The sequence below is a fragment of the Citrobacter sp. Marseille-Q5395 genome (genome assembly GCF_947057495.1).
GTDB classification, from domain to species: domain Bacteria; phylum Pseudomonadota; class Gammaproteobacteria; order Enterobacterales; family Enterobacteriaceae; genus Citrobacter; species Citrobacter murliniae.
Genome location: NZ_CAMSEL010000001.1, coordinates 503,904 through 529,962, shown reverse-complemented (window position 1 = coordinate 529,962; position 26,059 = coordinate 503,904). Strand labels below are relative to the sequence as shown.

Sequence of the window (26,059 nt, the reverse complement as noted above, 5' to 3'; positions counted from 1 at the left end):
TCGTGAAACCTAAGGACACCATTTGGAAAGCCTGTTAACCCTTCCTTTGGCTGGTGAGGCCAGAGTCAGGATCTTACAAATTACAGATACTCACCTGTTTGCCGAAAAGCATGAAACGCTGCTGGGTGTGAATACCTGGGATAGCTATCAGTCCGTACTGGATGCAATACATGCTGAGTCGCCTGAATACGATCTGATCGTGGCGACTGGAGATTTGGCGCAGGATCAATCCGCTGCGGCTTATCAGCACTTTGCTGAGGGCATCGCAAGTTTTCGTGCGCCCTGCGTTTGGTTGCCAGGCAATCATGATTTTCAGCCGGCAATGTACAGCGCCCTTCAGGAGGCAGGAATTTCCCCTGCCAAGCGCGTCTTCATTGGCGAACAGTGGCAAATTTTGTTGCTGGATAGCCAGGTTTTCGGCGTCCCACATGGTGAGTTAAGCGAATTTCAGCTCGAATGGCTGGAGCGCAAACTCGCTGATGTGCCTGAGCGTAATACCTTGCTGCTTTTACATCATCATCCACTTCCTGCGGGATGCAGTTGGCTCGATCAGCACAGCCTGCGTAACGCTGCCGAACTGGACAACGTGCTGGTGAACTATCCGCGCGCAAAGTACCTGCTCTGTGGGCATATTCATCAGGAACTGGACCTTGACTGGAACGGACGCCGCCTGCTGGCTACGCCGTCGACCTGCGTGCAGTTTAAGCCTCATTGTTCCAATTTCACGTTAGATACGATAAGCCCAGGCTGGCGTACGCTGGAACTTTTTGCTGACGGTACACTGCAAACCCAGGTCTGTCGTCTGCAGGGTAATCGGTTCCACCCTGATACAGCTTCAGAAGGTTATTGATGTCTACGCTCCTCTATCTACACGGATTTAATAGCTCGCCTCGCTCTGCGAAAGCATGCCTGCTGAAAAGCTGGCTGGCGGAGCATCATCCGCACGTTGAGATGATCGTACCGCAACTGCCGCCGTATCCTGCCCAGGCGGCAGAAATGCTGGAATCTATTATCCTTGAGCATGGCGGAGAGTCGCTGGGGATTGTCGGTTCTTCTTTGGGGGGCTATTACGCCACCTGGCTGTCGCAATGTTTTATGCTGCCTGCAGTGGTGGTGAACCCCGCTGTGCGGCCTTATGAACTGCTGGTTGACTACCTCGGCCAAAACGAGAACCCCTACACCGGGCAGCAATATGTGCTAGAGTCTCGCCATATTTACGATCTTAAAGTCATGCAGATTGACCCGCTGGAAGCGCCGGATTTGCTCTGGTTGCTACAACAAACGGGCGATGAAGTGTTGGACTACCGCCAGGCGGTGGCGTATTACGCCTCCTGCCGTCAGACAGTTATTGAGGGCGGGAATCACGCATTCACGGGCTTCGAAGATTATTTCAACCAGATTGTCGATTTCCTTGGACTGCACAGTTTCTGACGATCAATTCGAATTGCTAATTTAAACCATGACGCAAACTTATAACGCTGATGCCATTGAGGTACTCACTGGGCTTGAGCCGGTACGCCGTCGCCCAGGGATGTACACCGATACGACCCGTCCTAACCATCTTGGGCAGGAAGTTATTGATAACAGTGTGGATGAAGCACTGGCGGGCCACGCAAAACGCGTGGACGTGATTTTACATGCCGATCAATCACTGGAAGTCATTGATGACGGACGCGGCATGCCGGTGGATATTCACCCTGAAGAAGGCGTTCCGGCGGTCGAACTGATCCTGTGCCGCCTGCATGCGGGCGGTAAGTTCTCCAATAAGAACTACCAGTTTTCCGGCGGTTTGCATGGGGTCGGTATTTCCGTAGTCAACGCGCTTTCAAAGCGTGTGGAAGTGAATGTGCGCCGCGATGGGCAGGTCTACAACATCGCGTTTGAAAACGGCGACAAAGTACAGGATTTACAGGTGGTCGGTACCTGCGGTAAACGCAATACCGGTACCAGCGTGCACTTTTGGCCGGATGAAAGCTTCTTTGACAGCCCTCGTTTTTCTGTTTCTCGCTTAACGCATGTGCTGAAAGCTAAAGCGGTTCTGTGCCCTGGCGTTGAAATCACGTTTAAGGATGAGGTCAACAACAGCGAGCAGCGCTGGTGTTACCAGGACGGTCTGAATGATTACCTGTGCGAAGCCGTTAATGGTTTACCAACGCTGCCAGAAAAACCGTTTATCGGTAATTTTAGCGGTGAAACAGAGACCGTTGACTGGGCGCTGCTCTGGCTACCGGAAGGCGGTGAGCTGCTGACTGAAAGCTACGTCAACCTGATCCCTACCATGCAGGGTGGTACGCACGTCAATGGCCTGCGTCAGGGGTTACTGGATGCAATGCGTGAATTCTGTGAATACCGCAATATTTTGCCGCGCGGCGTGAAACTGTCGGCGGAAGATATCTGGGACCGTTGTGCTTACGTGCTGTCGGTAAAAATGCAGGACCCGCAGTTCGCCGGCCAAACTAAAGAACGCCTTTCTTCGCGTCAGTGCGCGGCATTTGTCTCTGGCGTGGTGAAAGATGCCTTCAGCCTGTGGCTGAATCAGAACGTGCAGTCAGCAGAACTCCTGGCCGAAATGGCCATTTCCAGCGCCCAGCGTCGCCTGCGCGCAGCGAAAAAAGTGGTGCGTAAAAAGCTCACCAGCGGTCCGGCGTTGCCGGGTAAGCTGGCGGACTGCACCGCGCAGGATCTTAATCGTACAGAGCTGTTTCTGGTGGAAGGGGACTCGGCAGGCGGATCGGCCAAGCAGGCGCGCGATCGTGAATACCAGGCGATCATGCCGCTGAAAGGTAAGATCCTCAACACCTGGGAAGTCTCTTCTGATGAAGTGCTGGCATCCCAGGAAGTACATGACATTTCGGTGGCGATCGGTATCGATCCGGACAGCGACGATCTGAGCCAGCTGCGCTACGGCAAGATCTGTATTCTGGCGGATGCGGACTCCGATGGCCTGCACATTGCGACGCTACTTTGCGCGTTGTTTGTGAAGCATTTCCGCACGCTGGTCAAACATGGACACGTCTATGTGGCGTTGCCACCGTTATACCGTATCGATCTCGGTAAAGAGGTCTATTACGCTCTGACGGAAGAAGAGAAAGCAGGCGTACTGGAGCAGTTGAAGCGTAAGAAAGGCAAGCCGAACGTTCAGCGCTTTAAAGGTCTGGGTGAAATGAACCCGATGCAGCTTCGTGAAACTACGCTTGATCCGAACACCCGTCGCCTGGTGCAACTTATCATTGATGACGAAGACGATCAGCGTACTAACGCGATGATGGATATGTTGCTGGCTAAGAAGCGTTCTGAAGACCGCCGCAACTGGTTGCAGGAAAAAGGCGACCTGGCGGATCTCGAAGGGTAGAGCGGCATTGTGTAGGCCGGATTAGGCGGTTTAAGCCGCCATCCGGCAATATGCTAATGCCTGATGGCGCTGTGCTCATCCGGCCTTGCGGCCATGACGAAAAATTAAATACCAGATTCCAGAATACGAATATTCATGTCCAGCACATCGCCTTTTACGGCTTCGCTGTAGGCTTTCATATGTGGGGTTTGCAAATGTGCTTCAAGATGCGCGATGCTTTCCCACTGTTCAATCATCACGATGGAATCAGGTGCCATAGTCTGAAAACTCACACCTGCGGCATGATCCACCATCGGTGCATAGCCGTGGCAACCCTCTTCCTTCAGTACGGTCGGAACGATTTTGGCAAACTGGTCCAGTACCGCCTGACGGTGATGTTGACCTGGACGTGTGCGGATTTCTGCAATGACTGTAAGCATGGTTAACTCCTTCTATAACCGGCATTCTTCAGGCTGTAGCTGCGTTTACTCGTCCAAATCACATACTTGAGTAAGCTTATCGGGACTCGCTCGTTTACCGCCTTGCTGCAACTCGAATTATTTGGGTCTAATTTTGAATAACTAGTTAACCAAAAATCTCGGTCAGATGCTTGCGATATTCTGCGATATAACGCGGGACATCCGGCATTTTAATCACATCATTGGTGATAAACGTCGGCAGCGATTCCATTCCCAGGAACTGGTTTGCTTTATGGAACGGCAAATACACGCCATCAACGCCAACGCCATGGAAGAACTGGTCTTTTTCAGTGAAAGCTTCCATTGGCGCGTTCCAGGTCAGGGACAGCATGTATTTTTTTCCCTGAATCAATCCACCAGAACCGTACTTTTTAGAAGCATCTGAACGTGTGCGACCATCGCTTGCATACAGCGTACCGTGTCCTGCAGTGAAAACATCATCGATGTATTTTTTCACCGTCCATGGAGCACCCATCCACCAGCCCGGCATTTGCCAGATAACCGCATCTGCCCAGACGAAGTTCTGCACTTCTGTTTGTACGTCATAATCGCTGTCAGCGCGTACAACTTTAACATCATGCCCGAGGTCGCGCAGGATGCCGTCCGCGACCTCGGTCAGGGTGTCATTCAGTTGACCATTGGAATGGCCGAATTTTTTCGCACCGTTGATAATCAGAATGTTGCTCATTTTTCGTCCTCAAGAATATACGTTTGAAGGCGATTTTACCTCCACCAGCGGCGCGGTGAAATTAGCAAAATGTGCAAAGTCTTTTGCATTATTAGCAATAATATTGTTGCTACCAGCTGATTTTTGCTTCAAACCCGCCTTCCGGAGCGTTGCCAAACGAGGCTGACATCCCGTGTAAAGTCGCAATACGACGGACGATCGACAGACCCAGACCGCTACCAGTAACGCTTTGTCCTGGCGGGCGATAGAAACGCTCACCAATGTGCGTCAGGACTTCCGCTGCCACGCCTGGACCGTTATCTTTGACGCTAAAAAATCGGGCATTGAGCGTCACTTCCACAATGCTACCCTGGGGACTATAACGAATCGCATTATCCAGCAGATTGCGTACCATCAGGCTGAGTAAGAGTGGCTGACCGGTACGCTTAACGTTGTGTGCGTTAATCTGCAAACGCACGTCGATATGAGCCAGCTGAGCCGGGTGGTAAATGTCCATAACGGCGGACTGCAACAACTCCTCCAGTGGGATGTCTGCTACATCCTGCAGATTGTCGAGGGAGTCGAGTCGTGAAAGCGTCAGCAGCTGATCAACCAGACGCGTGGCGCGCTCAATGCCTGCGTGAAGCTGCAGGAGCGCTTTTTCTCGCGTTTGCGGGTCATCATCTGACAGTTGCACCACTTCAGTTTGCACCTTCAACGCGGTTAATGGGCTGCGTAGCTCATGGGCTGCGTCGGAGGTGAAACGCCGTTCGCGGACCATCATAGAGTGTGTGCGGGTAAATAGCTGGTTGAGGGACTCGACCAGTGGTCGCACTTCGCTTGGCACGCCTTTAGGATCGAGCGGTTCTTGCGATTCAGGGGAACGCCAGCGCAGGGCCTGCGCCAGTTTTTTTAACGGCCTGAGTTCACGGCTGAGCATGACCACCAGAATAAGCAACATCAGCGGGAGCGCAATAAGCCACGGGGTTAATTGTGCGGTAACAATCGCCAGTGCCATATCCTCCCGGTATTCCCACTCCTGACCGACCACGATGCGATATTTACCATCCGTAGAGTTCAGCCACAGAAAGCGCCATCGGTCGTTGTCCCCATTGAGCTGGCCATCACTAAACCCTTCCCGGCGGTAGCTGTAGGGAATATCCTGGCCATTGTCGCCATCGTGCAGCACCATTTTTCCGTCGGTGGAGTAGATAGCAAACGCCAACGCGTCGTCATCAATATGACCGTGCTTCAGCTTCTTCGGCGTGCGGGCCATATCACGCGAGGCGGTGACGTCGCTGATATCCAGCGTACTTAGCCGTTTGGCGAACAGCATCAGCTGTGTATCAAACAGTTCGTCTACGTTATCCGTTGTCTGTTTCCAGGCGACAAAGCTGGAGATTGCCCAGGTTATCGAGGCCAGGATAAGGAAAATAAGTGTGAGCCTGACGCGCAGACTGAGACGTTGTGTGAGTTTCATGCGTCACCCAGGGTGTAGCCAATGCCATGCACCGTTCGGATAAAATCGCTGCCGAGTTTACGGCGTAAATGATGGACGTGTACTTCAACCGCATTACTGGAGACGTTTTCGTCCCAGTTGTACAGTTTCTCTTCAATAAGTTTGCGCGGCAGTACCCGACCTTTGTTGCGCATGAGCAGTTCCAGCAACGCGAACTCTTTTGGTTTTAGCGACAACGGCTCCCCCGTCAGCGTGACGGTCAGTGCGCCGGGATTAAGCGTTACCTGTCCGTGACTCAGTTCGCTACTGGCCTGGCCGCTGGCGCGACGCACCAGAGCTTCCAGACGGGCAGCAACTTCGATTAGCGCAAAGGGTTTGCACAGATAATCATCCGCGCCCAGGCGTAAGCCTTCGACGCGTTCTGCCAGCGCATCGCGGGCCGTCAAAATAAGTACCGGCTCCTGTTTCCCTTTTGCGCGCCATTCACGCAGGATATCGCGCCCGTCTATACCCGGTAGCGTCAGATCGAGGATCACAGCATCATAAGGGGCGCTGTAGAGCGCTTCTTTACCCTGACGACCTTCAGTAAACCAGTCGATACTGAAACCCATTTTACTCAGACCTGTCTTAAGACCATCGCCAATCAACGTGTCATCTTCTATCAGTAAAATACGCATATGTTCTTCCCTGCGATAACTCTGTTGCCTGTCAGTAAACCTTGTGGCAGCGGATGCTGTACAGCAAAAAAGAATCTTTTTTTGGCTTAAGAAGTTGTTAAGGATTAACTTATTAAATAGTCGTGAAACAACATGAAAGGGAGACATGAACATGAAAAAATTAGCTGCAATGGTTGCCGTGATGGCATTGTGTTCCGCACCTGTTTTGGCAGCGCAGCAGGGCGGCTTCTCTGGCCCGACCGCGACGCAAAGCCAAAGCGGTGGGTTCGTTGGTCCGAACGGCAGCAGCACGACGGTAGAAAGTGCCAAATCCCTGCGTGATGATACCTGGGTAACCCTGCGCGGTAATATCGTCGAGCGTATTTCCGACGATTTGTACCTGTTTAAAGACGCCACCGGTACGGTGAATGTAGATATTGACCATAAACGCTGGAATGGCGTAACCGTAACACCGCAGGATGTTGTGGAAATCCAGGGGGAAGTTGATAAAGACTGGAACTCCGTCGAAATCGATGTGAAACAGATTACTAAAGTCGCCAAGTAATCAGCATCAGGGCCGCATTCGCGGCCCTTTTCTTTGTCCTAAATGTGATACAAATCAGCCTGTAGAGGGCCACAACATGTAAAGTAGCGGTATCATTTTTATCGACAGAGAAATCATGAAAACGCATCCATTATTATGGCTGGTCAGCCTGATGTGCAGTCCCTCGCTTTTTGCCGCAACGATCCCAGACGGAACACCTCTCGCCCCACAACAAATTTTTCGTTACAACAACCACAGCGATCCGGGCACCCTGGATCCGCAAAAAGTGGAAGAAAATACCGCCGCGCAAATTGTACTCGATCTCTTTGAAGGGCTGGTCTGGATGGATGGTGAAGGGAAAGTGCAGCCTGCTCAGGCTCAGCGCTGGGACGTTCTGGATGGCGGTAAACGCTATATTTTTCACCTGCGTAAAGGGCTGCAATGGTCAGATGGTGTGGCGCTGACTGCACAGGATTTCGTGGCGGGATGGCAGCGAGCGGTTGACCCGCATACCCTCAGCCCGTTTGCCGGATATCTGGCGGCGGCGCATATTAAAAATGCGCAGGCGATTGTTGACGGTAAATCCCCCGTTAGTTCGTTGGGGGTGAAGGCTGTGGACGATGTTACCCTTGAAGTCTCTCTCGAACAGGCTGTACCGTGGTTCACTACCATGCTGGCGTGGCCCACGTTATTTCCCGTCCCGCAGCACACCATTGTGCAATATGGTGATGCGTGGAGTAAGCCTGAACATCTGGTTTCCAATGGTGCATTTGTGCTGGATAAATGGGTGGTGAACGAGAAGATCGTTGTGCGTAAAAATCCTCGTTACCGTGATGCACAACATACTGTTTTACAGCAGGTCGACTATCTGTCGTTAGATAACGCCGTGACGGGGTACAATCGCTATCGTGCCGGCGATGTTGATCTCACCTGGGTTCCGACTCAGCAAATTCCGGCGATAAAAAAGAATCTGCCGGGCGAGCTACGGGTGATCCCTCGCCTGAACAGCGAGTATTACAACTTCAACATCCGCAAAGCGCCGTTCAACGATGTCCGGGTGCGTCGGGCACTGTACTTAACGGCCAATCGACAGCTTATTGCTGAGAAAGTCCTTGGATTGCGTACACCTGCAACGACGCTAACACCGCCGCAGGTTACCGGTTTCACGCCGCCTGTGCTGACCGATCTTCAGGCACCGTGGAATGAGCGGGTTGCCGAAGCGAAAGCGTTATTGAAACAAGCCGGATTTGACGAGCAGCATCCGTTAACGTTTGAGCTGTTTTACAATAAGTACGACCTGCATGAGAAAACGGCCATTGCCTTGTCCTCAGAGTGGAAAAAATGGCTCGGGGCTGATGTTACGTTGCGCACCATGGAGTGGAAAACATATCTGGATGCACGTCGCGAGGGGGACTTCATGTTGTCTCGCCAGTCGTGGGACGCGACGTATAATGAAGCGTCAACGTTCCTGAATACGTTGCAGTCAGGCAATGCAGAAAATGTCGGTCAGTGGCGCGATGCGCGCTATGACGCGTTGTTGGCGCAGGCGGCTCGTACGCCCGATGCTGCACAGCGAAACCAGCTGTATGCGCAAGCGGAAGGTATTATTAACCAGCAAGCCCCCATCATCCCTATCTATTATCAGCCGTTGATCAAATTACTTAAACCCTATGTGGGAGGGTTTCCTGTGCATAATCCCCAAGACTATGTGTATAGCAAAGAGCTCTTTATCCGGGCGCATTAAGAGCGAAGTACTAAGGAGACGATTGCCGTCGCTATCTTCGGCGGTAAAACCACTGAACTTTGTGACTCAACACGCCAGATAGGGTAGTATCTGCGGCAATATTGCCTGACAGATACTGGGTATTGTTCGGGCTTACAGTTGAGGAACCACGATTAATGAGCGATATGGCAGAGCGCCTTGCGCTGCATGAATTCACGGAAAACGCCTATCTGAACTATTCCATGTACGTCATCATGGACAGGGCGTTACCGTTTATTGGCGATGGTTTGAAACCCGTTCAGCGTCGCATCGTTTACGCGATGTCCGAACTGGGGCTGAATGCCAGCGCCAAATTTAAAAAATCCGCGCGTACCGTCGGTGACGTGCTGGGTAAATACCATCCACATGGTGACAGTGCCTGCTATGAAGCCATGGTACTGATGGCACAACCGTTTTCTTACCGTTATCCGCTGGTTGACGGGCAAGGGAACTGGGGGGCGCCGGACGATCCGAAATCCTTCGCGGCGATGCGTTATACCGAATCCCGACTGTCCAAATACGCGGAAATCCTGCTGGGTGAGCTTGGTCAGGGGACGTCGGACTGGGTGCCTAACTTTGACGGCACCATGCAGGAGCCGAAGATGCTGCCTGCGCGCTTGCCGAATATTCTGCTTAACGGCACCACCGGGATTGCCGTCGGGATGGCTACGGACATTCCTCCGCATAACCTGCGCGAAGTGGCGAAAGCGGCGATTACGCTGATTGAGCAGCCGAAAACAACGCTGGATCAACTGCTGGATATCGTACAGGGACCGGATTATCCGACCGAAGCGGAAATCATCACTCCTCGCGCAGAAATTCGTAAGATTTATGAAAACGGGCGCGGCTCTGTACGTATGCGTGCGGTATGGACGAAAGAAGACGGCGCGGTGGTGATCTCTGCGCTACCGCACCAGGTTTCCGGGGCGAAAGTGCTGGAACAGATCGCTGCCCAGATGCGCAATAAAAAGTTACCGATGGTGGACGATCTGCGCGATGAATCGGATCACGAAAATCCGACCCGTCTGGTGATTGTGCCGCGCTCTAACCGCGTGGACATGGAGCAGGTGATGAACCACCTGTTTGCTACCACCGATCTGGAAAAAAGCTACCGTATCAACCTGAACATGATAGGTCTCGACGGTCGCCCGGCGGTGAAAAACCTGCTGGAGATCCTGACCGAGTGGCTGGCGTTCCGTCGCGACACGGTGCGTCGTCGTCTGAACTATCGTCTGGAAAAAGTACTCAAGCGCCTGCATATCCTCGAAGGTTTGCTGGTGGCGTTCCTCAACATTGACGAAGTGATTGAAATTATTCGTCATGAAGATGAACCCAAACCCGAGCTGATGTCGCGGTTTGGTATTTCCGAAACGCAGGCTGAAGCCATCCTTGAGCTGAAATTGCGCCATCTTGCCAAACTCGAAGAGATGAAAATCCGTGGCGAGCAGGATGAACTGGCTAAAGAGCGCGATCAGCTGCAGGGCATTCTGGCCTCCGAACGCAAAATGAGTAACCTGCTGAAGAAAGAGTTGCAGGCGGATTCAGACGCTTATGGTGACGATCGCCGTTCCCCTCTGAAGGAGCGCGAAGAAGCCAAAGCAATGAGCGAGCATGACATGCTGCCGTCTGAGCCGGTCACCATTGTGTTGTCTCAGAGTGGCTGGGTACGTAGCGCGAAAGGGCACGATATCGATGCGCCGGGATTAAGCTATAAAGCGGGTGACAGCTATAAAGCTGCGGTGAAAGGTAAGAGCAACCAACCGGTGGTCTTTGTTGACTCGACCGGGCGAAGCTATGCTATCGATCCGATTACTCTGCCGTCAGCACGTGGTCAGGGTGAACCGCTGACCGGTAAACTCACGCTGCCGCCAGGTGCGACGGTTGAGCACATGCTGATGGAAGGCGATGACCAGAAACTATTAATGGCGTCAGATGCTGGCTACGGCTTCGTCTGTACTTTCAATGACCTGGTAGCGCGTAACCGTGCGGGTAAAGCGTTGATTACGTTACCGGAGAATGCGCATGTCATGCCACCGGTAGTGATCGAAGATGAAACCGATATGTTGCTGGCGATCACCCAGGCCGGACGTATGTTGATGTTCCCGGTGAGCGATCTGCCGCAATTGTCGAAAGGCAAAGGGAATAAGATAATCAACATTCCTTCTGCGGAAGCGGCAAAAGGTGAAGATGGTCTGGCACTGCTCTATGTATTACCGCCGCAAAGCACGCTGACAATTCACGTCGGTAAACGCAAAATTAAACTGCGTCCAGAAGAGTTGCAGAAGGTAACCGGCGAGCGTGGTCGTCGCGGTACGCTAATGCGCGGTCTGCAGCGCATTGATCGTATTGAGATTGACTCGCCTCGACGTGCCAGCAACGGCGACAGCGAAGAATAACGCTGTCGTTTGGCTCTCCCTTCTTTTACGGAGGGAGAGCAAACGTTAAAAATTCCCGTGAAACCGTTGTTTATTCGTGCGTTGCGATTAACAATACGCTTTTCCAGAGAGCCGCTCTTAACAAAGCCCTAACCTGATACTGTGTTCTGGATCAGGTGACGTAAAATGCCAGGCTCTTAGGCCTTAGAGGTTGTTATGCTATATATTTTTCGTTTATTCATTACTGTTATTTACTGCATTCTGGTCTGTATTTTCGGTTGTATATACTGTCTTTTCAGCCCGCGAAATCCAAAACACGTCGCGACGTTCGGCCATATGTTTGGTCGGCTGGCTCCTCTTTACGGCCTGAAGGTTGAGTGCCGTATGCCAGCGGACGCGAAGGACTATGGTAATGCCATCTATATTTGTAACCACCAGAATAACTACGACATGGTTACTGCCGCGAATATTGTTCAGCCACCGACAGTAACGGTTGGTAAAAAAAGCCTGCTGTGGATCCCTTTCTTCGGTCTGCTGTACTGGCTCACCGGTAATCTGTTGATTGACAGAAATAATCGTGCGAAAGCGCACAGTACGATTGCAGCGGTGGTGAACCATTTCAAAAAACGCCGTATTTCCATCTGGATGTTCCCGGAAGGAACGCGTAGCCGTGGCCGTGGCCTGTTGCCATTTAAAACTGGCGCGTTTCATGCGGCAATTGCTGCTGGCGTCCCTGTTATCCCGGTATGTGTTTCAACGACCTCGAATAAGATTAAACTTAACCGGCTGAATAATGGTCTGGCGATCGTAGAGATGTTACCGCCAGTGGATATCAGTCATTTTGGTAAGGATCAGGTTCGTGAACTGGCAGCGCATTGCCGTACGCTGATGGAACAAAAAATCGCCGAACTCGACAAAGAAGTTGCCGAGCGGGAAGCTGCCGGTAAGGTTTGATTCGCGCAATTCGAGTTTTTTACAGGAAGTGATTTCCTGCGTGTTAATAGCCAGTTTTACATGGAGCTTATATGTCACTCAGTCGGCGTCAGTTCATTCAGGCATCGGGAATCGCACTGTGTGCAGGTGCTGTTCCGCTGAAGGCTAATGCTGCCGGTCAGCAACAACCTCTACCTGTTCCGCCACTGCTGGAGTCCCGCCGGGGACAGCCGTTATTTATGACCCTGCAACGCGCTCACTGGTCCTTTACACAAGGTACGCGCGCGCCTGTCTGGGGAATTAACGGGCGCTACCTGGGGCCGACAATCCGCGTCTGGAAAGGGGATGACGTTAAGCTTATCTACAGCAACCGTCTGACTGAAAATGTCTCGATGACCATCGCCGGATTGCAGGTACCTGGCCCACTGATGGGGGGGCCGGCACGCATGATGTCGCCGAATGCGGACTGGGCGCCGGTCCTGCCGATTCGCCAGAGCGCCGCGACGTTGTGGTATCACGCCAATACGCCAAACCGTACCGCACAGCAGGTCTATAACGGTCTTGCCGGGATGTGGCTGGTCGAAGATGAAGTGAGTAAATCACTGCCTATTCCCAACCATTATGGCGTGGATGATTTTCCGATCATTATTCAGGATAAGCGTCTGGATAACTTTGGTACGCCGGAATACAGCGAACCGGGCAGTGGTGGTTTTGTCGGTGATACGTTATTGGTCAACGGGGCACAGAGTCCTTATGTGGAAGTGTCTCGTGGCTGGGTACGTTTGCGTCTGCTGAACGCTTCTAACTCTCGTCGTTACCAACTGCAAATGAGCGACGGGCGCGCACTGCATGTTATTTCCGGCGATCAAGGTTTTTTACCGGCTCCGGTGTCGGTGAAACAGCTATCGCTGGCGCCTGGCGAGCGGCGTGAGATTCTGGTGGATATGACTAACGGTGACGAAGTGTCGATCACCTGTGGTGAGGCAGCCAGTATTGTTGACCGGATCCGAGGATTCTTTGAACCTTCCAGTATTCTGGTCTCCACACTGGTATTAACGCTGCGACCCACAGGCCTGCTACCGCTGGTGACTGACAGTCTGCCGATGCGTCTTTTGCCAACAGAAATTTTGAGTGGAACGCCGATTCGTAGCCGCGATATCAGCCTCGATGACGACCCTGGTATCAATGGTCAACTGTGGGATGTAAACCGCATGGATATCACCGCTCAGCAGGGAACCTGGGAGCGCTGGACAGTACGCGCGGATATGCCGCAGGCGTTCCATATTGAAGGCGTCTCTTTCCTGGTCCGTAATGTTAATGGCGCAATGCCGTTCCCGGAAGACAGGGGCTGGAAAGATACCGTCTGGGTGGATGGTCAGGTGGAGTTGCTGGTCTATTACGGACAGCCTTCCTGGGCCCATTTCCCGTTCTACTTCAACAGCCAGACGCTGGAAATGGCGGATCGTGGCTCCATCGGACAGATGCTGGTGAATCCGGCACCGTAATGCGCAGGTGGGCCTGTTAGGCCCGCCAGAACATGCGCGAGAAAAGGATCAAAATGGGGTAAATCTCCAGGCGCCCCATGATCATAGCTGCGCACATCAGAAGCTTTGCCTCGTCGTGTAAAGTGCCAAACGTTGTAGCGGTTACGCCAAATCCCAGTCCCATATTATTGATGCAGGCGGCGACGGTGGCGAAAGATGAGAAGAGATCGTAGCCCATCAAATTGAGCGCCCAGATGAAAAAGCTGGTAAACAAAACATAAAGAAAAAAGAAGCTCCATACCGAGCGAACCACACGGTCGGTAACCACGTTGTTGCCAACTTTGATATTCAGCAATGCGCGAGGGTGCGCGAGTTGGTGTAACTCCTGACGACACTGCTTGAACATAATTAGAAAGCGCAGCACCTTAATTCCCCCGCAGGTCGAGCCCACACAACCGCCAAAGAAACTGGCGCTGAGTAGCATGAAAATTGTGTGTGAGGGCCACTGTGCGTAATCCGCCGTCGACAGGCCATTATCTGTCAACATGGAGCTGGCCAGAAAAAAGGCGTGCACCAGACTGTCTGATATACCGTACATGCCCGCTCGCCAGACCTGCCAGGTGCTGATCAGGGTGATAACCAGCGCAATAATCAAGAAGAATTGCAGTTCGGCATTACGGCGAAATGGCTTGAAGGTACGTTTTACGATAGCGACGTACCAGAGGGTGAAGTTAAATGCAGATAACAGCGAAAACAGCCCGGCGACAAGCTCAATAGCATGGCTGTTATAAAAGCCGATGCTCTCGCTGCGGGTGGAAAATCCGCCAAGGGAGACCGTCGAAAGCCCGTGGCATACAGCGTCGAAAAACGACATACCGGCAATCCAGTAAGCCAGAGTGCAGATAAGTCCCAGAATGAAATAGGTTAGCCACAGCGTGCGTGCAGTGTCAGCAAGTCTTGGCGTGAGGCGTTCTTCTTTAAAGGGGCCGGGCATTTCAGACTGATAGAGTTTCATACCCCCGATACCCAGCAGCGGCAATACCGCTACGGCGAGGACAATAACCCCCAGGCCGCCAATAAAATTGAGCTGAGCCCGATAGTACAGATAGGACTTTGGCAAGGCGCTGACGTCGCCAATCACCGTTGCTCCGGTAGTGGTAATGCCGGAGACCCCTTCAAACAGGGCATCGGAAAAGGAGAGATTTAAGCCATCGTCCATCCACATCGGCATCGCGCTGATAAATGAAAAAAGCAGCCAGAAGAGAACGATGATGACGAAACCATCCCGGGTTCGTAGCTGAATACCGGCATGTTTTGTTACCAGCCATGCACCGCCGCCGAGGGTAAAGAAAGTCATAAATGTACTGAAAAAAGCGAAAAAGCTCCGCTCTTTATGCAACAGAGCGATGGCCATCGGTGGCAGCATAGAGAAGCTGTACAGAAGAACCAAAAATCCGCACAGATGAACAACAACCCGTAACTGGGAAATATGCAGTGAATCGTTGAGTCGCAATGAAAAATCCCCCGCCGAAAAAGAGATATCTCAACAGGTCGGCATGGTGTTAATTATGATTGAAAAAAATGGGTGTAGTAAAATTTAACAATTTATAAAGCTTTCTACCCGTCTGGCTCAGACTCCACTTCATTTCTTGCGGACATACAGCGTATAATCCCCGGCCTTTGATTATTTTTTTACCATTTTTGGAAGCACTATGAGCGCAATATCCCTGATCCAACCGGACAGAGACCTTTTCTCCTGGCCGCAGTACTGGGCCGCCTGTTTTGGTCCCGCGCCGTTTCTGCCGATGTCGCGAGAAGAGATGGACCAACTTGGCTGGGATAGCTGCGACATTATTCTGGTTACCGGTGATGCCTACGTCGATCACCCAAGCTTTGGTATGGCCATTTGTGGTCGTATGCTGGAATCCCAGGGATTTCGTGTCGGGATTATCGCGCAGCCGGAGTGGAACAACAAAGACGATTTTATGCGTCTGGGTAAACCGAACCTGTTCTTCGGCGTGACCGCCGGCAATATGGACTCGATGATCAACCGTTATACTGCCGATCGCCGACTGCGCCATGACGATGCCTATACGCCGGACAACGTTGCAGGCAAACGCCCGGACCGCGCTACGCTGGTTTATACCCAGCGCTGTAAAGAAGCCTGGAAAGATGTTCCGGTGATCCTCGGTGGTATTGAAGCCAGCCTGCGCCGTACTGCGCATTATGATTACTGGTCTGATACCGTGCGTCGCTCTGTGCTGGTGGATTCCAAAGCGGATATGCTGATGTTTGGCAACGGCGAACGTCCGCTGGTAGAAGTGGCGCACCGTCTGGCGATGGGCGAGACAATTGATCAGATCCGCGACGTGCGTAACACCGCGATCATGGTCAAAGAAGCGCTGCCAGGCTGGAGCGGTGTGGATTCCACGCGTCTGGATACGCCGGGGAAAATTGATCCTATCCCACATCCGTATGGTGAAGATCTGCCTTGCGCGGATAACAAGCCTGTTGCACCTAAAAAGCAGGAAGCAAAAGCGGTCACCGTTCAGCCGCCACGTCCGAAGCCGTGGGAGAAAACCTACGTGCTGCTGCCGTCTTTTGAGAAGGTGAAGGGCGATAAAGTGTTGTATGCACATGCATCACGAATCCTGCACCACGAAACAAACCCTGGCTGCGCGCGCGCCCTGATGCAAAAACACGGCGATCGCTACATCTGGATCAACCCGCCAGCGATCCCGCTGTCGACTGAAGAGATGGATAGCGTCTTCGCGCTGCCGTATCAACGTGTTCCTCATCCGGCGTACGGTAACAGCCGCATCCCGGCTTATGAAATGATCCGTTTCTCGATCAACATTATGCGTGGGTGTTTTGGCGGATGTTCTTTCTGTTCGATCACCGAGCACGAAGGACGCATCATCCAGAGCCGCTCGGAAGATTCGATCATCAACGAGATCGAAGCGATTCGTGACACCGTTCCGGGCTTTACCGGTGTGATTTCCGATCTTGGCGGCCCAACGGCCAACATGTATATGCTGCGCTGTAAGTCGCCGCGCGCGGAACAGACCTGTCGTCGCTTGTCTTGCGTCTACCCGGATATCTGCCCGCATATGGATACCAACCACGAGCCGACCATTAATCTCTATCGTCGTGCGCGTGATTTAAAAGGTATTAAAAAGATCCTTATCGCCTCTGGTGTGCGTTATGACATCGCGGTTGAAGATCCGCGCTATATCAAAGAGCTGGCGACCCACCACGTGGGGGGCTATTTGAAGATTGCGCCGGAACACACCGAAGAAGGCCCATTGTCGAAGATGATGAAGCCGGGCATGGGCAGCTACGATCGCTTTAAAGAACTATTCGATACCTACTCTAAACAGGCCGGTAAAGAGCAGTACCTGATCCCATACTTTATCTCCGCGCACCCGGGTACGCGTGACGAGGATATGGTGAATCTGGCGCTGTGGCTGAAACAGCGTCGTTTCCGTCTGGATCAGGTGCAGAACTTCTACCCATCGCCGCTGGCGAACTCGACAACCATGTATTACACCGGGAAAAATCCTCTGGGTAAAATTGGTTATAAGAGTGAAGATGTGGTGGTGCCGAAGGGCGACAAACAACGTCGTCTGCATAAAGCGTTGCTGCGTTATCACGATCCAGCCAACTGGCCGTTAATTCGTCAGGCGCTGGAAGATATGGGTAAAAAGCATCTGATTGGTGGTCGTCGCGAATGTTTGGTTCCGTCTCCTACGCTGGAAGAGATGCGTGAAGCGCGTCGCCAGAACCGACATACACGTCCGGCGCTGACCAAGCATACGCCAGTGGCACATCAACGCCAGACACCTGCGGCGAATAAAAAACGCGGGAAAGTGGCAGGGCGCTAAATGTGTAGCCCGGTGGCGCAACGCTTACCGGGCCAGTTTCACTTCAGCTTAGTACAGACCCAACACCTTCCACCACATCAAACCCACGGTCAAGAAGACCGCCTGGTTAAACAGGCTGATGACAAATCCTGTTCGCCACCAGACTCCCGTTGGTACATATCCCGCGCCAAACAGGATCGGACCACGGGCGTGAGTATACTGAGTGAGAGAACAGTACAGGCTGCTGGTGAAGGCCAACATTAATGCTGTAGGAGCAGCCGGAATATTCAGATGCAGGCCGACGCCAAGGAATACGGCATACAGTGCGGCAATCTGCGCGTTTCCGCTGGCAAAAAAGTAGTGGGTGTAGAAGTAGGCGGCGTTAAGCAGCAGCAGAACGATCACCCAACTGGTACCGTGCATGGTGCTGCTAAGGCTATCGCCAATCAGGTTACCAAACCAGGTGGTAAAGCCGAGTTTTTTCAACTGGTTTGCCATCATCAGCAACGCGGCGAACCAAATCAGCGTATCCCATGCGCCTTTTTCGCTTTTCACATCTTCCCAGCTCAGAACGCCGCTAAGTAATAAAATCGACAGGCCAACAAACGAGGCCGTAGTGGCATCGACACCTAACGTATCACCGAAGATCCACAACACCAGCAGAACGCCGACGGTCGCCAGCATCAACCACTCGCCGCGTGACATGTGGCCCATTTCTGCCAGCTCTTTACGGGCCAGATTAGGGGCATCAGGCGTATGTTTAATTTCCGGGCGCACCAGCCAGTACACCAGCAGCGGAACCAGCAGCAGTGACACCAGGCAAGGCAGCAGCGCCGCCATAAACCAGCTTCCCCATGTCAACGTGATTCCTGCGTTTGCCGCCAGTTTCACCGCCAGCAGGTTACCGGTATACCCAGTCATAAAGAGCGCGGCGGTGACGTCGTTGACATTGCCGATACAAGTGATGAGAAAGGTACCGATTTTGCTGCGAGATTCATCTTCCGGGTTTGAGTTAAAACTGCGTGCCAGAGAATCGGCAATCGGATAGATAACGCCGCCGCAGCGCGCCGTATTACTTGGCATGGCGGGAGAGAGGATCAGATCGGCAAAAGCCAGACCGTAGGCGAGCCCCAGCGTGCGTTTACCGAGCAGTCGGATCATCTGTAACGCAATACGCCGACCCAGACCGGTTTTGATAAATCCACGGGCAATCATAAAAGCGACGACGATAAGCCAGATAAGCGAACTGTTCAGCTCGCTTAGTGCTGTAGTTATAGCACCACTGGCCGTTTTATCCCCCGCGGCATAGGCGAGTGCAAAAACGGTAATGCCAATAATGCCGACAGCGCCAATCGGCAGAACTTTTGCCACGATAGAGGCGATAGTGGCGACAAATATAATCGCCGAATGCCAGGCTGGGGCACTTAACCCTGTTGGTGGGGTGAGTTGCCAGAGACCAGAAGAGATTAATATTATAAGAATCAATGGGAGCCATTTAACTCCCTGGGATTTGTTTTCCGCCACGGTTTGACACCTATAAAAAATTGATATGTGTATTCTTTAAGTATAATAACCATTAATAATTAGGTGGTTATTTGGTGGTAATGCTGCGCTTGTGAACGCAGGAAATACACATATAAACAGGTGTTTTATTGTTTCCTGATATTTCATGAAATGAAAAGGCCCAGCAGAATGCCGGGCGGGAGAGGGGAATTAACCGCCGAATTGGTCTGGATCAGGACCCAGGCGTTTACTCTGATCGAGTTTAGCTATTTCGCCTAATTCATCTTTGTCCAGGCGGAAGTCCCAAACATCAAAGTTCTCTGCGATACGGGAAGGGGTTACCGATTTCGGGATAACCACCAGACCGTTATCCAGATGCCAGCGGATAACTATTTGTGCCGGAGATTTGCCGTATTTCTCAGCAAGGTCGCGAATAATCTTTTGATCGAACACATCTTTCCCACCTTGTGCCAGTGGACTCCAGGACTCGGTCTGGATTTTATGCGTCGCATTCCATGAATGTAACTGACGTTGTTGCAGCAGTGGATGAAGCTCGATCTGGTTGATCACCGGCGAAACGCCCGTTTCATCCATCAGACGCTGGAGGTGGTTGATCTGAAAGTTGCACACGCCGATGCTTTTAATCAGACCCTGTTTTTGCAGGTCAATCATGTTTTCCCACGCTTCAACGTAATGGTCGATAGCCGGGACGGGCCAGTGCATCAGGTAAAGGTCAAGGTAATCAAGCTGGAGTTTCTCCATACTTTCGAGCAAAGCTTCACGGGGACGTTTCTGATCGTCATTCCACAGTTTGGTGGTGATGAACAACTCTTCCCGGGGTACGCCCGAATTACGTAACGCTTTCCCAACACCTTCTTCATTTTTATACGCGGCGGCAGTATCGATAGAGCGATAACCCACTTCCAGCGCTTTATGAATAGCGGAGATTACTTCCTCATTACTTGCCTTCCAGACGCCCAGGCCCAGCTGTGGCATTACGTTACCATCCTGTAGCTTGATAACAGTTGGATTAGTCATAATTCCCCCCATACACTTAATCCTTCAAGCTGCCTCTTTGTTGGCTGCTTTCGTTTACCCCAGTCACGTACTTATGTACGCTCCTGGGGATTCTCTCAATTGCCGCCTCGATGCATCATGAATGATTAGGTGTAAATTGAGTTCACCGGAGCAGGCTCCGGTGAGGTTTGTGTGACTTAAGTCTGGACTAAATGACCAAAAACGAAAGTCAGAGGTGAAAAAAGCTTAGCGTGCTGCTTCGTAAACCCGGCGACTGACGTCAAGTGTAATGTCCTGATGTTCGCCCAGTTTAGTACCACCGTGTGCCTCCAGTTTTTCCAGCAGCGCCGGGATGGAGCTACCATCCAGACCGTAGTCAGACAGACGCGTTGGTACACCCATTTGCTCGAAGAAACGACGGGTGGCAGCGATGGCAGCATCAATACGCTGGTCATCGGAACCTTCGGTGATATTCCAGATGCGCTCTGCGTACTGCAGTAATTTGGCTCGCTTGGTATCGCGTTTTTCATTCCACAGTGCAGGCAGGACGATCGCCAGCGTTTGAGCGTGGTCGAGACCGTGCATCGCAGTCAACTCGTGACCCAGCATATGGGTTGCCCAGTCCTGCGGTACACCTGCGCCAATCAGACCATTCAGTGCCTGCGTTGCCGCCCACATGACGTTAGCACGTACGTTGTAGTTTTCTGGTTCCTGCAACGCTTTCGGACCATCTTCTACCAGCGTAAGCAAAATACCTTCGGCAAAGCGATCCTGAATTTTCCCGTCTACCGGGTACGTCACGTACTGTTCCACGGTGTGGACAAACGCATCTACCACACCGTTAGCGACCTGACGTGGCGGCAGGGTGTAGGTGTAAACCGGATCCAGTACGGCAAATACAGGCTGTACAAACGAAGTCATAAAAGCCAGTTTATCGCCGGTGGTTTTGCGGGAAATCACGGCCCCGGAGTTAGACTCTGAACCGGTTGCTGGTAGCGTCAGTACAGAGCCCATTGGTACTGCGCTTTTCACGTCGTTACCGCGGGTTTCCAGAATGCGCCATGGGTCGATACCATCAGCGTAATGCGCTGCAGCTGCGATGAATTTTGTGCCATCCAGTACAGAACCGCCGCCTACAGCCAACAGGAACGTCACTTTCTCATCACGCACAATTTTTACTGCGTTCATCAGGGTTTCATAAGACGGGTTTGGTTCAATTCCGCCAAACTCAAGTACGTCCAGTCCTTTCAGGGCATCTTGTACCTGCGCCAGAACGCCGGTTTTTTTAACGCTGCCGCCGCCGTAGGTAATTAACACGCGAGCGTCCTGAGGGATTTGATCGCGCAGCTCTGCGATAGCGCCTTTACCGAACAAAATGCGAGTAGGGGTATGTAGATTAAAGTTGTTCATTGCTCGTTCCCTTATGTGGGTAAAAAAGAGGGCAGGCGAGTGTCTGCCTGATGGTGAACATTGTGGTCGCCAGAAGCGCTCCTCTCAATGCTCATTTCTGCCAATGTCTTGCCCATTTCTACAGACTGCTGGAGAAAACGGATAAATATGCGCACTATATCAAGGTCGAAAACCGATAATGAAATGGTGCTCTATGAACCGCGATGAGATCTGTCTTCTGTTGACAGATAAAGTTAACAAACTGAAAAACAATGAAAATAGATTAAACGAACTACTGCCTGATGTTCGCTTACTGTATGGCACTGAGCCGGGACAGCGTACGCCAGTGATGTATCAGCCTGGCATCATATTTCTCTTCTCGGGGCATAAAATCGGTTACATAAACGAACGTGTATTTCGTTATGACGCCAACGAATACCTGTTACTGACAGTGCCTTTACCCTTCGAATGTGAAACTTATGCGACACCGGAGGTTCCGCTGGCCGGTATCCGCCTGAATGTTGATATTCTGCAATTGCAGGAGTTGCTGATGGATATTGGTGAGGACGAGTTGTTTCAACCCTCAATGGCGGCAAGCGGAATCAACTCTGCCACGCTTTCGGACGAGATTCTCTGCGCAGCTGAGCGTTTACTGGATGTAATGGAGCGACCGCTGGACGCGCGCATCCTGGGGAAACAGATTATTCGCGAGATCCTTTACCATGTGCTGACCGGGCCACGTGGTGGCGCATTACTCGCACTGGTCAGCCGCCAGACGCATTTCAGTTTGATAAGCCGTGTGTTGAAGCGGATTGAGAACAAATACACCGAGAACCTCAACGTCGAGCAACTGGCGGCAGAGGCCAATATGAGCGTATCGGCGTTTCATCATAATTTTAAATCGGTAACCAGCACTTCCCCGCTGCAATATCTGAAGAGTTATCGCCTGCATAAAGCGCGGATGATGATAATTCATGACGGCATGAAAGCCAGTGCGGCGGCGATGCGGGTAGGCTATGAGAGTGCATCGCAGTTTAGCCGCGAGTTCAAACGCTACTTTGGTGTGACGCCGGGTGAGGATGCGGCAAGAATACGAACGATGCAGGGGAGTTGATTTTGAGGATGTCGCAGAAGCGCCATCCGGTAATGTGTACCGGATGGCGATGGCTGTTACTCAGGCACTACAGTATTTTTTTTTAATCACCACAAATAAGGTTCCCAGCAGACCTGCTGTTAGCAGTGCAATCGGCAGGATCATCAAAAAGGTCATGACCTGGTCTTCATGGCGTTTAACGAACGGGATCATGCTGAGCGCATAGCCAAAGCTGGTGACGACGCTGACCCACAGCAGACCGCTCAGCCAGTTAAAAAACTGGAATCGACGGTTAGGAAGGCCTGAAATTCCCGCCATCGTAGGCAGCAAAGTGCGAACAAACGCCAGGAAACGCCCGGCGAGCAGCGCCATTAGTCCATGTTGGTCAAACATACAGGTGGCACGTTGGTGATATTTTTCGGGTAATTGTGCCAGCCAGCCTTTTACCGTGCGCGTGTTGCCCAGCCAGCGTCCCTGAATGTAGCTCAACCAGCAGCCCAGACTGGCTGCAGCTGTCAGAATAGCGATGGTGGGTAAAAAGCTCATCACGTCCTGTGCAATCAGTGCCCCTGCCAGCAACAGCAGGCTGTCTCCGGGTAAAAAGGAGGCAGGCAGCAGGCCGTTTTCTAAAAACAGTGTGGCAAACATTACAAAGTACACAACGCTCACAACGTGCGGATCTGCCAGCGCGGCAAAATCGTGTTGCCAGAGCGCGGAGATAATATCTTGAATGACGACCATGAACTTTCCTGTGGAACAGCGTTTATGAGTGGATTGTACTCCTGAATTGTCCGGGATGCCTTGATCCCGGACGCAACAATTGCAGACTTTTCCACCAGAAGTGTCTGCATATATGTCCATCTGCGGCAATGTTACTCGATTCGGGCAAATCCTGCGGCTAAATCCACAATCAGATCATCAACATTCTCTAAACCGATGTGTAAACGAATGAGTGTCCCGCTGAAGTCCACTTCTCCTTCCGGACGGATTGCCGCAATGTGTTCAGGTTGATTCGCCAGAATCAGTGATTCAAACCCCCCCCAGGAGTAAGCCATGCTGAACAGGCTAAAGTGGTCAAGATATGCCGCCAGCTCTTCATTATTCAGTTTTTTATTCAACACGAATGAGAACAGTCCACTGCTGCCCGTGAAATCACGTTTCCAGAATTCGTGGCCTTTGCTGCCCGGTAGCGCAGGGTGATTTACGCGGGCAACCTGCGGATGGCTTGCCAGCCACTCGGCAACTTTTAAACTGCTTTCATGATGTTGGCGCAGGCGAACGCCCAGGGTACGTAATCCACGGCTGGTCATATAGGCGGTATCTGCATCCAGCATTTGTCCCATCAGATAAGCGTTCTCGCGCAGTTGATCCCAGCAACGGGAATTTGCCACCGCCGTACCGACCATCGCATCGGAATGGCCAATCAGGTATTTGGTGCCAGCCTGAATCGAGATATCGATACCAAAATCCAATGCTTTGAACAGTACTCCGGCAGCCCAGGTGTTATCGATCATAATGATTGCGTCAGGTGCAGCGCTTCTGACCGCGGCAACGATGGCCGGAACATCATGCACCTCCATCGTGACTGAGCCGGGTGACTCCAGAAATACGACTTTGGTGTTCGGCCGGATGTGTTTCACAATATCGGCGCCCACCAGCGGATCGAACCAGCCGGTTGTGACGCCGAGCTTGCCGAGAATTTTGGTGCAGAAATCCTGGCTTGGTTCATAGGCCGTGTTCGTCATCAGCACATGGTCGCCTTGTTCAACAAAGGCCAGAATTGTGTTGGCGACGGCTGCTGCACCGCATGGGAAAAGGGCACATCCCGCACCGCCTTCCAGTTCACACATTGCTTCCTGTAGTGAAAAATGTGTCAGCGTTCCGCGACGACCATAGAAAAGAGCGCCGTTAGCACGGTTGTGCGTAGCCTGTTTTTTTGCCTCAACGGACTCAAACACCAGCGAAGAAGCGCGCTGGATCACGCTATTAACGGAGCCCAGCGTGTACTTTTTACTGCGCCCTGCCTGAACAAGTTTGGTCTCAAGATGCTTGTCTGCCATGTTTTAATACCTGTTTTTATACGTCTGGATGTCTAAACTAGCATGGATCCAGCATCATGCACCCTGCACGGCGGTCATAAAGTAGAAAATAATCTCAAAATGATTCTGGTGACTTTTTTACTGCGTAAGCGCAAGGAAAAGAAACCAAAGGTGCGGCACTATGTAAATAGTAATGAGAACGACTATCAATTCGACGTCGTTTTGATATGATTACGCTCAGATTTTGTGATTTGCGTCCTGGAGATACAGAGTGGGTAATAATTTGATGCAGACGGACCTTTCCGTCTGGGGTATGTATCAGCACGCCGATATCGTGGTTAAGTGCGTGATGATTGGGCTGATTTTGGCATCAGTGGTCACCTGGGCTATCTTCTTTAGCAAGAGCCTTGAGTTCTTTACACAGAAGCGCCGCCTTAAGCGTGAACAGCAAATGCTGGCTGAAGCCCGCTCTTTAGATCAGGCAAGTGAGATTGCCGCTGGATTTGATACCAAAAGCCTGGGCTCACTGCTAATTAACGAAGCACAGAACGAGCTGGAACTGTCAGAAGGCAGTGATGACAACGAAGGGATCAAAGAGCGTACCGGATTCCGCCTTGAGCGTCGTGTCGCCGCAGTCGGCCGTCAGATGGGCCGAGGTAATGGATACCTGGCGACCATCGGGGCCATTTCTCCGTTTGTGGGGCTATTCGGTACGGTATGGGGCATCATGAATAGCTTCATCGGTATTGCTCAAACTCAAACGACTAACCTGGCCGTTGTTGCACCGGGTATTGCAGAAGCTCTGCTAGCGACTGCAATTGGTCTGGTAGCGGCAATTCCTGCGGTTGTTATCTACAACATCTTCGCACGTCAGATAGGCAGCTACAAAGCTATGCTGGGTGATGTCGCGGCACAGGTGTTGTTGCTGCAAAGTCGCGATCTGGACCTGAGCGCAAGCGCTGCTGCTCATCCGGTACGTGCTGCGCAGAAATTACGTGTAGGATAATGTTCCATGGCAATGAGCTTTAATGAAAACCTGGACGATAACGGTGAAATGCACGAAATAAACGTGACGCCGTTTATCGACGTGATGTTGGTTTTGTTGATCATTTTTATGGTGGCAGCGCCATTGGCAACTGTGGATGTGAAGGTGAATCTCCCTGCATCCACCAGTACGCCGCAACCGCGTCCGGAGAAACCGGTTTACCTGTCAGTGAAAGCCGATAACACCATGTTCATCGGTAACGAGCAGGTGACGGATGAAACCATGATTAGCGAGCTGAACGCGCTGACGGAAGGGAAGAAAGATACCACTATCTTCTTCCGTGCTGATAAGACCGTCGACTATGAAACCATGATGAAAGTAATGGATACGCTGCACCAGGCAGGGTTCCTGAAGATTGGTTTGGTTGGTGAAGAGGTTGTGAAAGCAAAATAACCTCTTTGTTGCCGGGTGATGCAGTTA

Annotated in this window: 22 protein-coding genes; 12 read left to right on the top strand and 10 right to left on the bottom strand. The window is 51.9% G+C overall.

Annotated elements, in window-relative coordinates; genetic code table 11:
- The first annotated feature begins 22 nt into the window (after positions 1-22).
- Genes cpdA through parE form a run of 3 tightly spaced genes read left to right on the top strand, consistent with a single transcriptional unit; the run spans position 23 to position 3,352 of the window.
- A complete protein-coding gene (cpdA, locus tag OH663_RS02385; RefSeq protein ID WP_045447614.1) occupies positions 23-850 on the top strand; it encodes a 3',5'-cyclic-AMP phosphodiesterase in 828 nt (275 codons plus the stop codon).
- The gene (gene yqiA / locus OH663_RS02380; RefSeq protein ID WP_045447611.1) at positions 850-1,431 is read left to right on the top strand and encodes an esterase YqiA; all 582 of its coding nucleotides are present in this window, start codon (positions 850-852) and stop codon (positions 1,429-1,431) included. The genes cpdA and yqiA overlap by 1 nt, the downstream gene beginning before the upstream one ends.
- Positions 1,432-1,459: 28 nt before the next feature.
- Positions 1,460-3,352 carry a DNA topoisomerase IV subunit B gene (gene parE, locus OH663_RS02375; protein WP_045447608.1) on the top strand — a complete coding sequence of 631 codons (1,893 nt, stop codon included), beginning with the start codon at positions 1,460-1,462 and terminating at the stop codon, positions 3,350-3,352.
- A gap of 104 nt (positions 3,353-3,456) precedes the next feature.
- On the opposite strand, the gene OH663_RS02370 is transcribed toward parE, so the two are convergent.
- The 4 genes from OH663_RS02370 to qseB form a co-directional block, all read right to left on the bottom strand.
- Positions 3,457-3,771 (bottom strand): putative quinol monooxygenase, encoded by a 315-nt coding sequence (locus OH663_RS02370; protein WP_048220539.1) that lies wholly within the window; start codon positions 3,769-3,771, stop codon positions 3,457-3,459.
- 145 nt (positions 3,772-3,916) lie between these two features.
- Positions 3,917-4,498 carry an NAD(P)H-dependent oxidoreductase gene (locus OH663_RS02365; protein WP_045447601.1) on the bottom strand — a complete coding sequence of 194 codons (582 nt, stop codon included), beginning with the start codon at positions 4,496-4,498 and terminating at the stop codon, positions 3,917-3,919.
- 109 nt (positions 4,499-4,607) lie between these two features.
- The gene (qseC, locus tag OH663_RS02360; protein WP_200010007.1) at positions 4,608-5,957 is read right to left on the bottom strand and encodes a quorum sensing histidine kinase QseC; all 1,350 of its coding nucleotides are present in this window, start codon (positions 5,955-5,957) and stop codon (positions 4,608-4,610) included.
- Complete coding sequence (qseB, locus tag OH663_RS02355) at positions 5,954-6,613, bottom strand: quorum sensing response regulator transcription factor QseB (RefSeq protein ID WP_045447595.1); 660 nt, start codon at positions 6,611-6,613, stop codon at positions 5,954-5,956. The genes qseC and qseB overlap by 4 nt, the downstream gene beginning before the upstream one ends.
- 151 nt (positions 6,614-6,764) lie before the next feature.
- Between qseB and OH663_RS02350 the strand changes: the two genes are divergently transcribed.
- The 5 genes from OH663_RS02350 to ftsP all read left to right on the top strand — a co-directional run bounded on the left by OH663_RS02350 (position 6,765) and on the right by ftsP (position 13,711).
- Positions 6,765-7,157: a YgiW/YdeI family stress tolerance OB fold protein gene (locus tag OH663_RS02350; RefSeq protein WP_045447592.1), complete on the top strand. Its 393-nt coding sequence runs from the start codon at positions 6,765-6,767 to the stop codon at positions 7,155-7,157.
- A gap of 115 nt (positions 7,158-7,272) precedes the next feature.
- Positions 7,273-8,880, top strand: coding sequence for an ABC transporter substrate-binding protein (locus OH663_RS02345; protein ID WP_200010006.1), 1,608 nt, complete (start codon positions 7,273-7,275; stop codon positions 8,878-8,880).
- Between the two features lie 155 nt (positions 8,881-9,035).
- Positions 9,036-11,294 (top strand): DNA topoisomerase IV subunit A, encoded by a 2,259-nt coding sequence (parC, locus tag OH663_RS02340; RefSeq protein WP_048220542.1) that lies wholly within the window; start codon positions 9,036-9,038, stop codon positions 11,292-11,294.
- A gap of 195 nt (positions 11,295-11,489) precedes the next feature.
- Positions 11,490-12,227, top strand: coding sequence for a 1-acylglycerol-3-phosphate O-acyltransferase (gene plsC, locus OH663_RS02335; RefSeq protein ID WP_045447583.1), 738 nt, complete (start codon positions 11,490-11,492; stop codon positions 12,225-12,227).
- Positions 12,228-12,298: 71 nt separating this feature from the next.
- A complete protein-coding gene (gene ftsP, locus OH663_RS02330) occupies positions 12,299-13,711 on the top strand; it encodes a cell division protein FtsP (protein ID WP_045447580.1) in 1,413 nt (470 codons plus the stop codon).
- A gap of 16 nt (positions 13,712-13,727) precedes the next feature.
- Here ftsP and OH663_RS02325 read toward each other — a convergent pair whose 3' ends face one another.
- Positions 13,728-15,203 carry a TrkH family potassium uptake protein gene (locus OH663_RS02325; protein WP_048220544.1) on the bottom strand — a complete coding sequence of 492 codons (1,476 nt, stop codon included), beginning with the start codon at positions 15,201-15,203 and terminating at the stop codon, positions 13,728-13,730.
- 199 nt (positions 15,204-15,402) lie between these two features.
- Between OH663_RS02325 and OH663_RS02320 the strand changes: the two genes are divergently transcribed.
- Positions 15,403-17,574, top strand: coding sequence for a YgiQ family radical SAM protein (locus tag OH663_RS02320; protein WP_045447574.1), 2,172 nt, complete (start codon positions 15,403-15,405; stop codon positions 17,572-17,574).
- A 48-nt stretch (positions 17,575-17,622) separates the two neighbouring features.
- Here OH663_RS02320 and OH663_RS02315 read toward each other — a convergent pair whose 3' ends face one another.
- From OH663_RS02315 to yqhD, 3 genes are all read right to left on the bottom strand, one after another.
- Positions 17,623-19,077: a DASS family sodium-coupled anion symporter gene (locus OH663_RS02315; protein WP_045447571.1), complete on the bottom strand. Its 1,455-nt coding sequence runs from the start codon at positions 19,075-19,077 to the stop codon at positions 17,623-17,625.
- Positions 19,078-19,266: 189 nt separating this feature from the next.
- Entirely contained in the window at positions 19,267-20,094 is an 828-nt protein-coding gene (gene dkgA, locus OH663_RS02310; protein ID WP_045449780.1) for a 2,5-didehydrogluconate reductase DkgA, read from the bottom strand.
- Positions 20,095-20,319: 225 nt separating this feature from the next.
- On the bottom strand, positions 20,320-21,483 hold the full coding sequence (yqhD, locus tag OH663_RS02305) for an alcohol dehydrogenase (RefSeq protein WP_200010005.1): 1,164 nt from the start codon (positions 21,481-21,483) through the stop codon (positions 20,320-20,322).
- 193 nt (positions 21,484-21,676) lie between these two features.
- Between yqhD and OH663_RS02300 the strand changes: the two genes are divergently transcribed.
- Positions 21,677-22,576: an AraC family transcriptional regulator gene (locus OH663_RS02300; RefSeq protein ID WP_045447565.1), complete on the top strand. Its 900-nt coding sequence runs from the start codon at positions 21,677-21,679 to the stop codon at positions 22,574-22,576.
- A gap of 60 nt (positions 22,577-22,636) precedes the next feature.
- Here the strand turns inward: OH663_RS02300 and yghB are convergent, their stop codons facing one another.
- Positions 22,637-23,296 carry a DedA family general envelope maintenance protein YghB gene (gene yghB / locus OH663_RS02295; protein ID WP_045447552.1) on the bottom strand — a complete coding sequence of 220 codons (660 nt, stop codon included), beginning with the start codon at positions 23,294-23,296 and terminating at the stop codon, positions 22,637-22,639.
- Positions 23,297-23,427: 131 nt separating this feature from the next.
- A complete protein-coding gene (metC, locus tag OH663_RS02290; RefSeq protein WP_048220546.1) occupies positions 23,428-24,615 on the bottom strand; it encodes a cystathionine beta-lyase in 1,188 nt (395 codons plus the stop codon).
- 250 nt (positions 24,616-24,865) lie between these two features.
- Here metC and exbB point away from each other — a divergent pair, with 250 nt between their 5' ends.
- Entirely contained in the window at positions 24,866-25,600 is a 735-nt protein-coding gene (gene exbB, locus OH663_RS02285; protein WP_045447548.1) for a tol-pal system-associated acyl-CoA thioesterase, read from the top strand.
- 6 nt (positions 25,601-25,606) lie between these two features.
- Complete coding sequence (exbD, locus tag OH663_RS02280; RefSeq protein WP_045447545.1) at positions 25,607-26,032, top strand: TonB system transport protein ExbD; 426 nt, start codon at positions 25,607-25,609, stop codon at positions 26,030-26,032.
- Positions 26,033-26,059 lie beyond the last annotated feature (27 nt).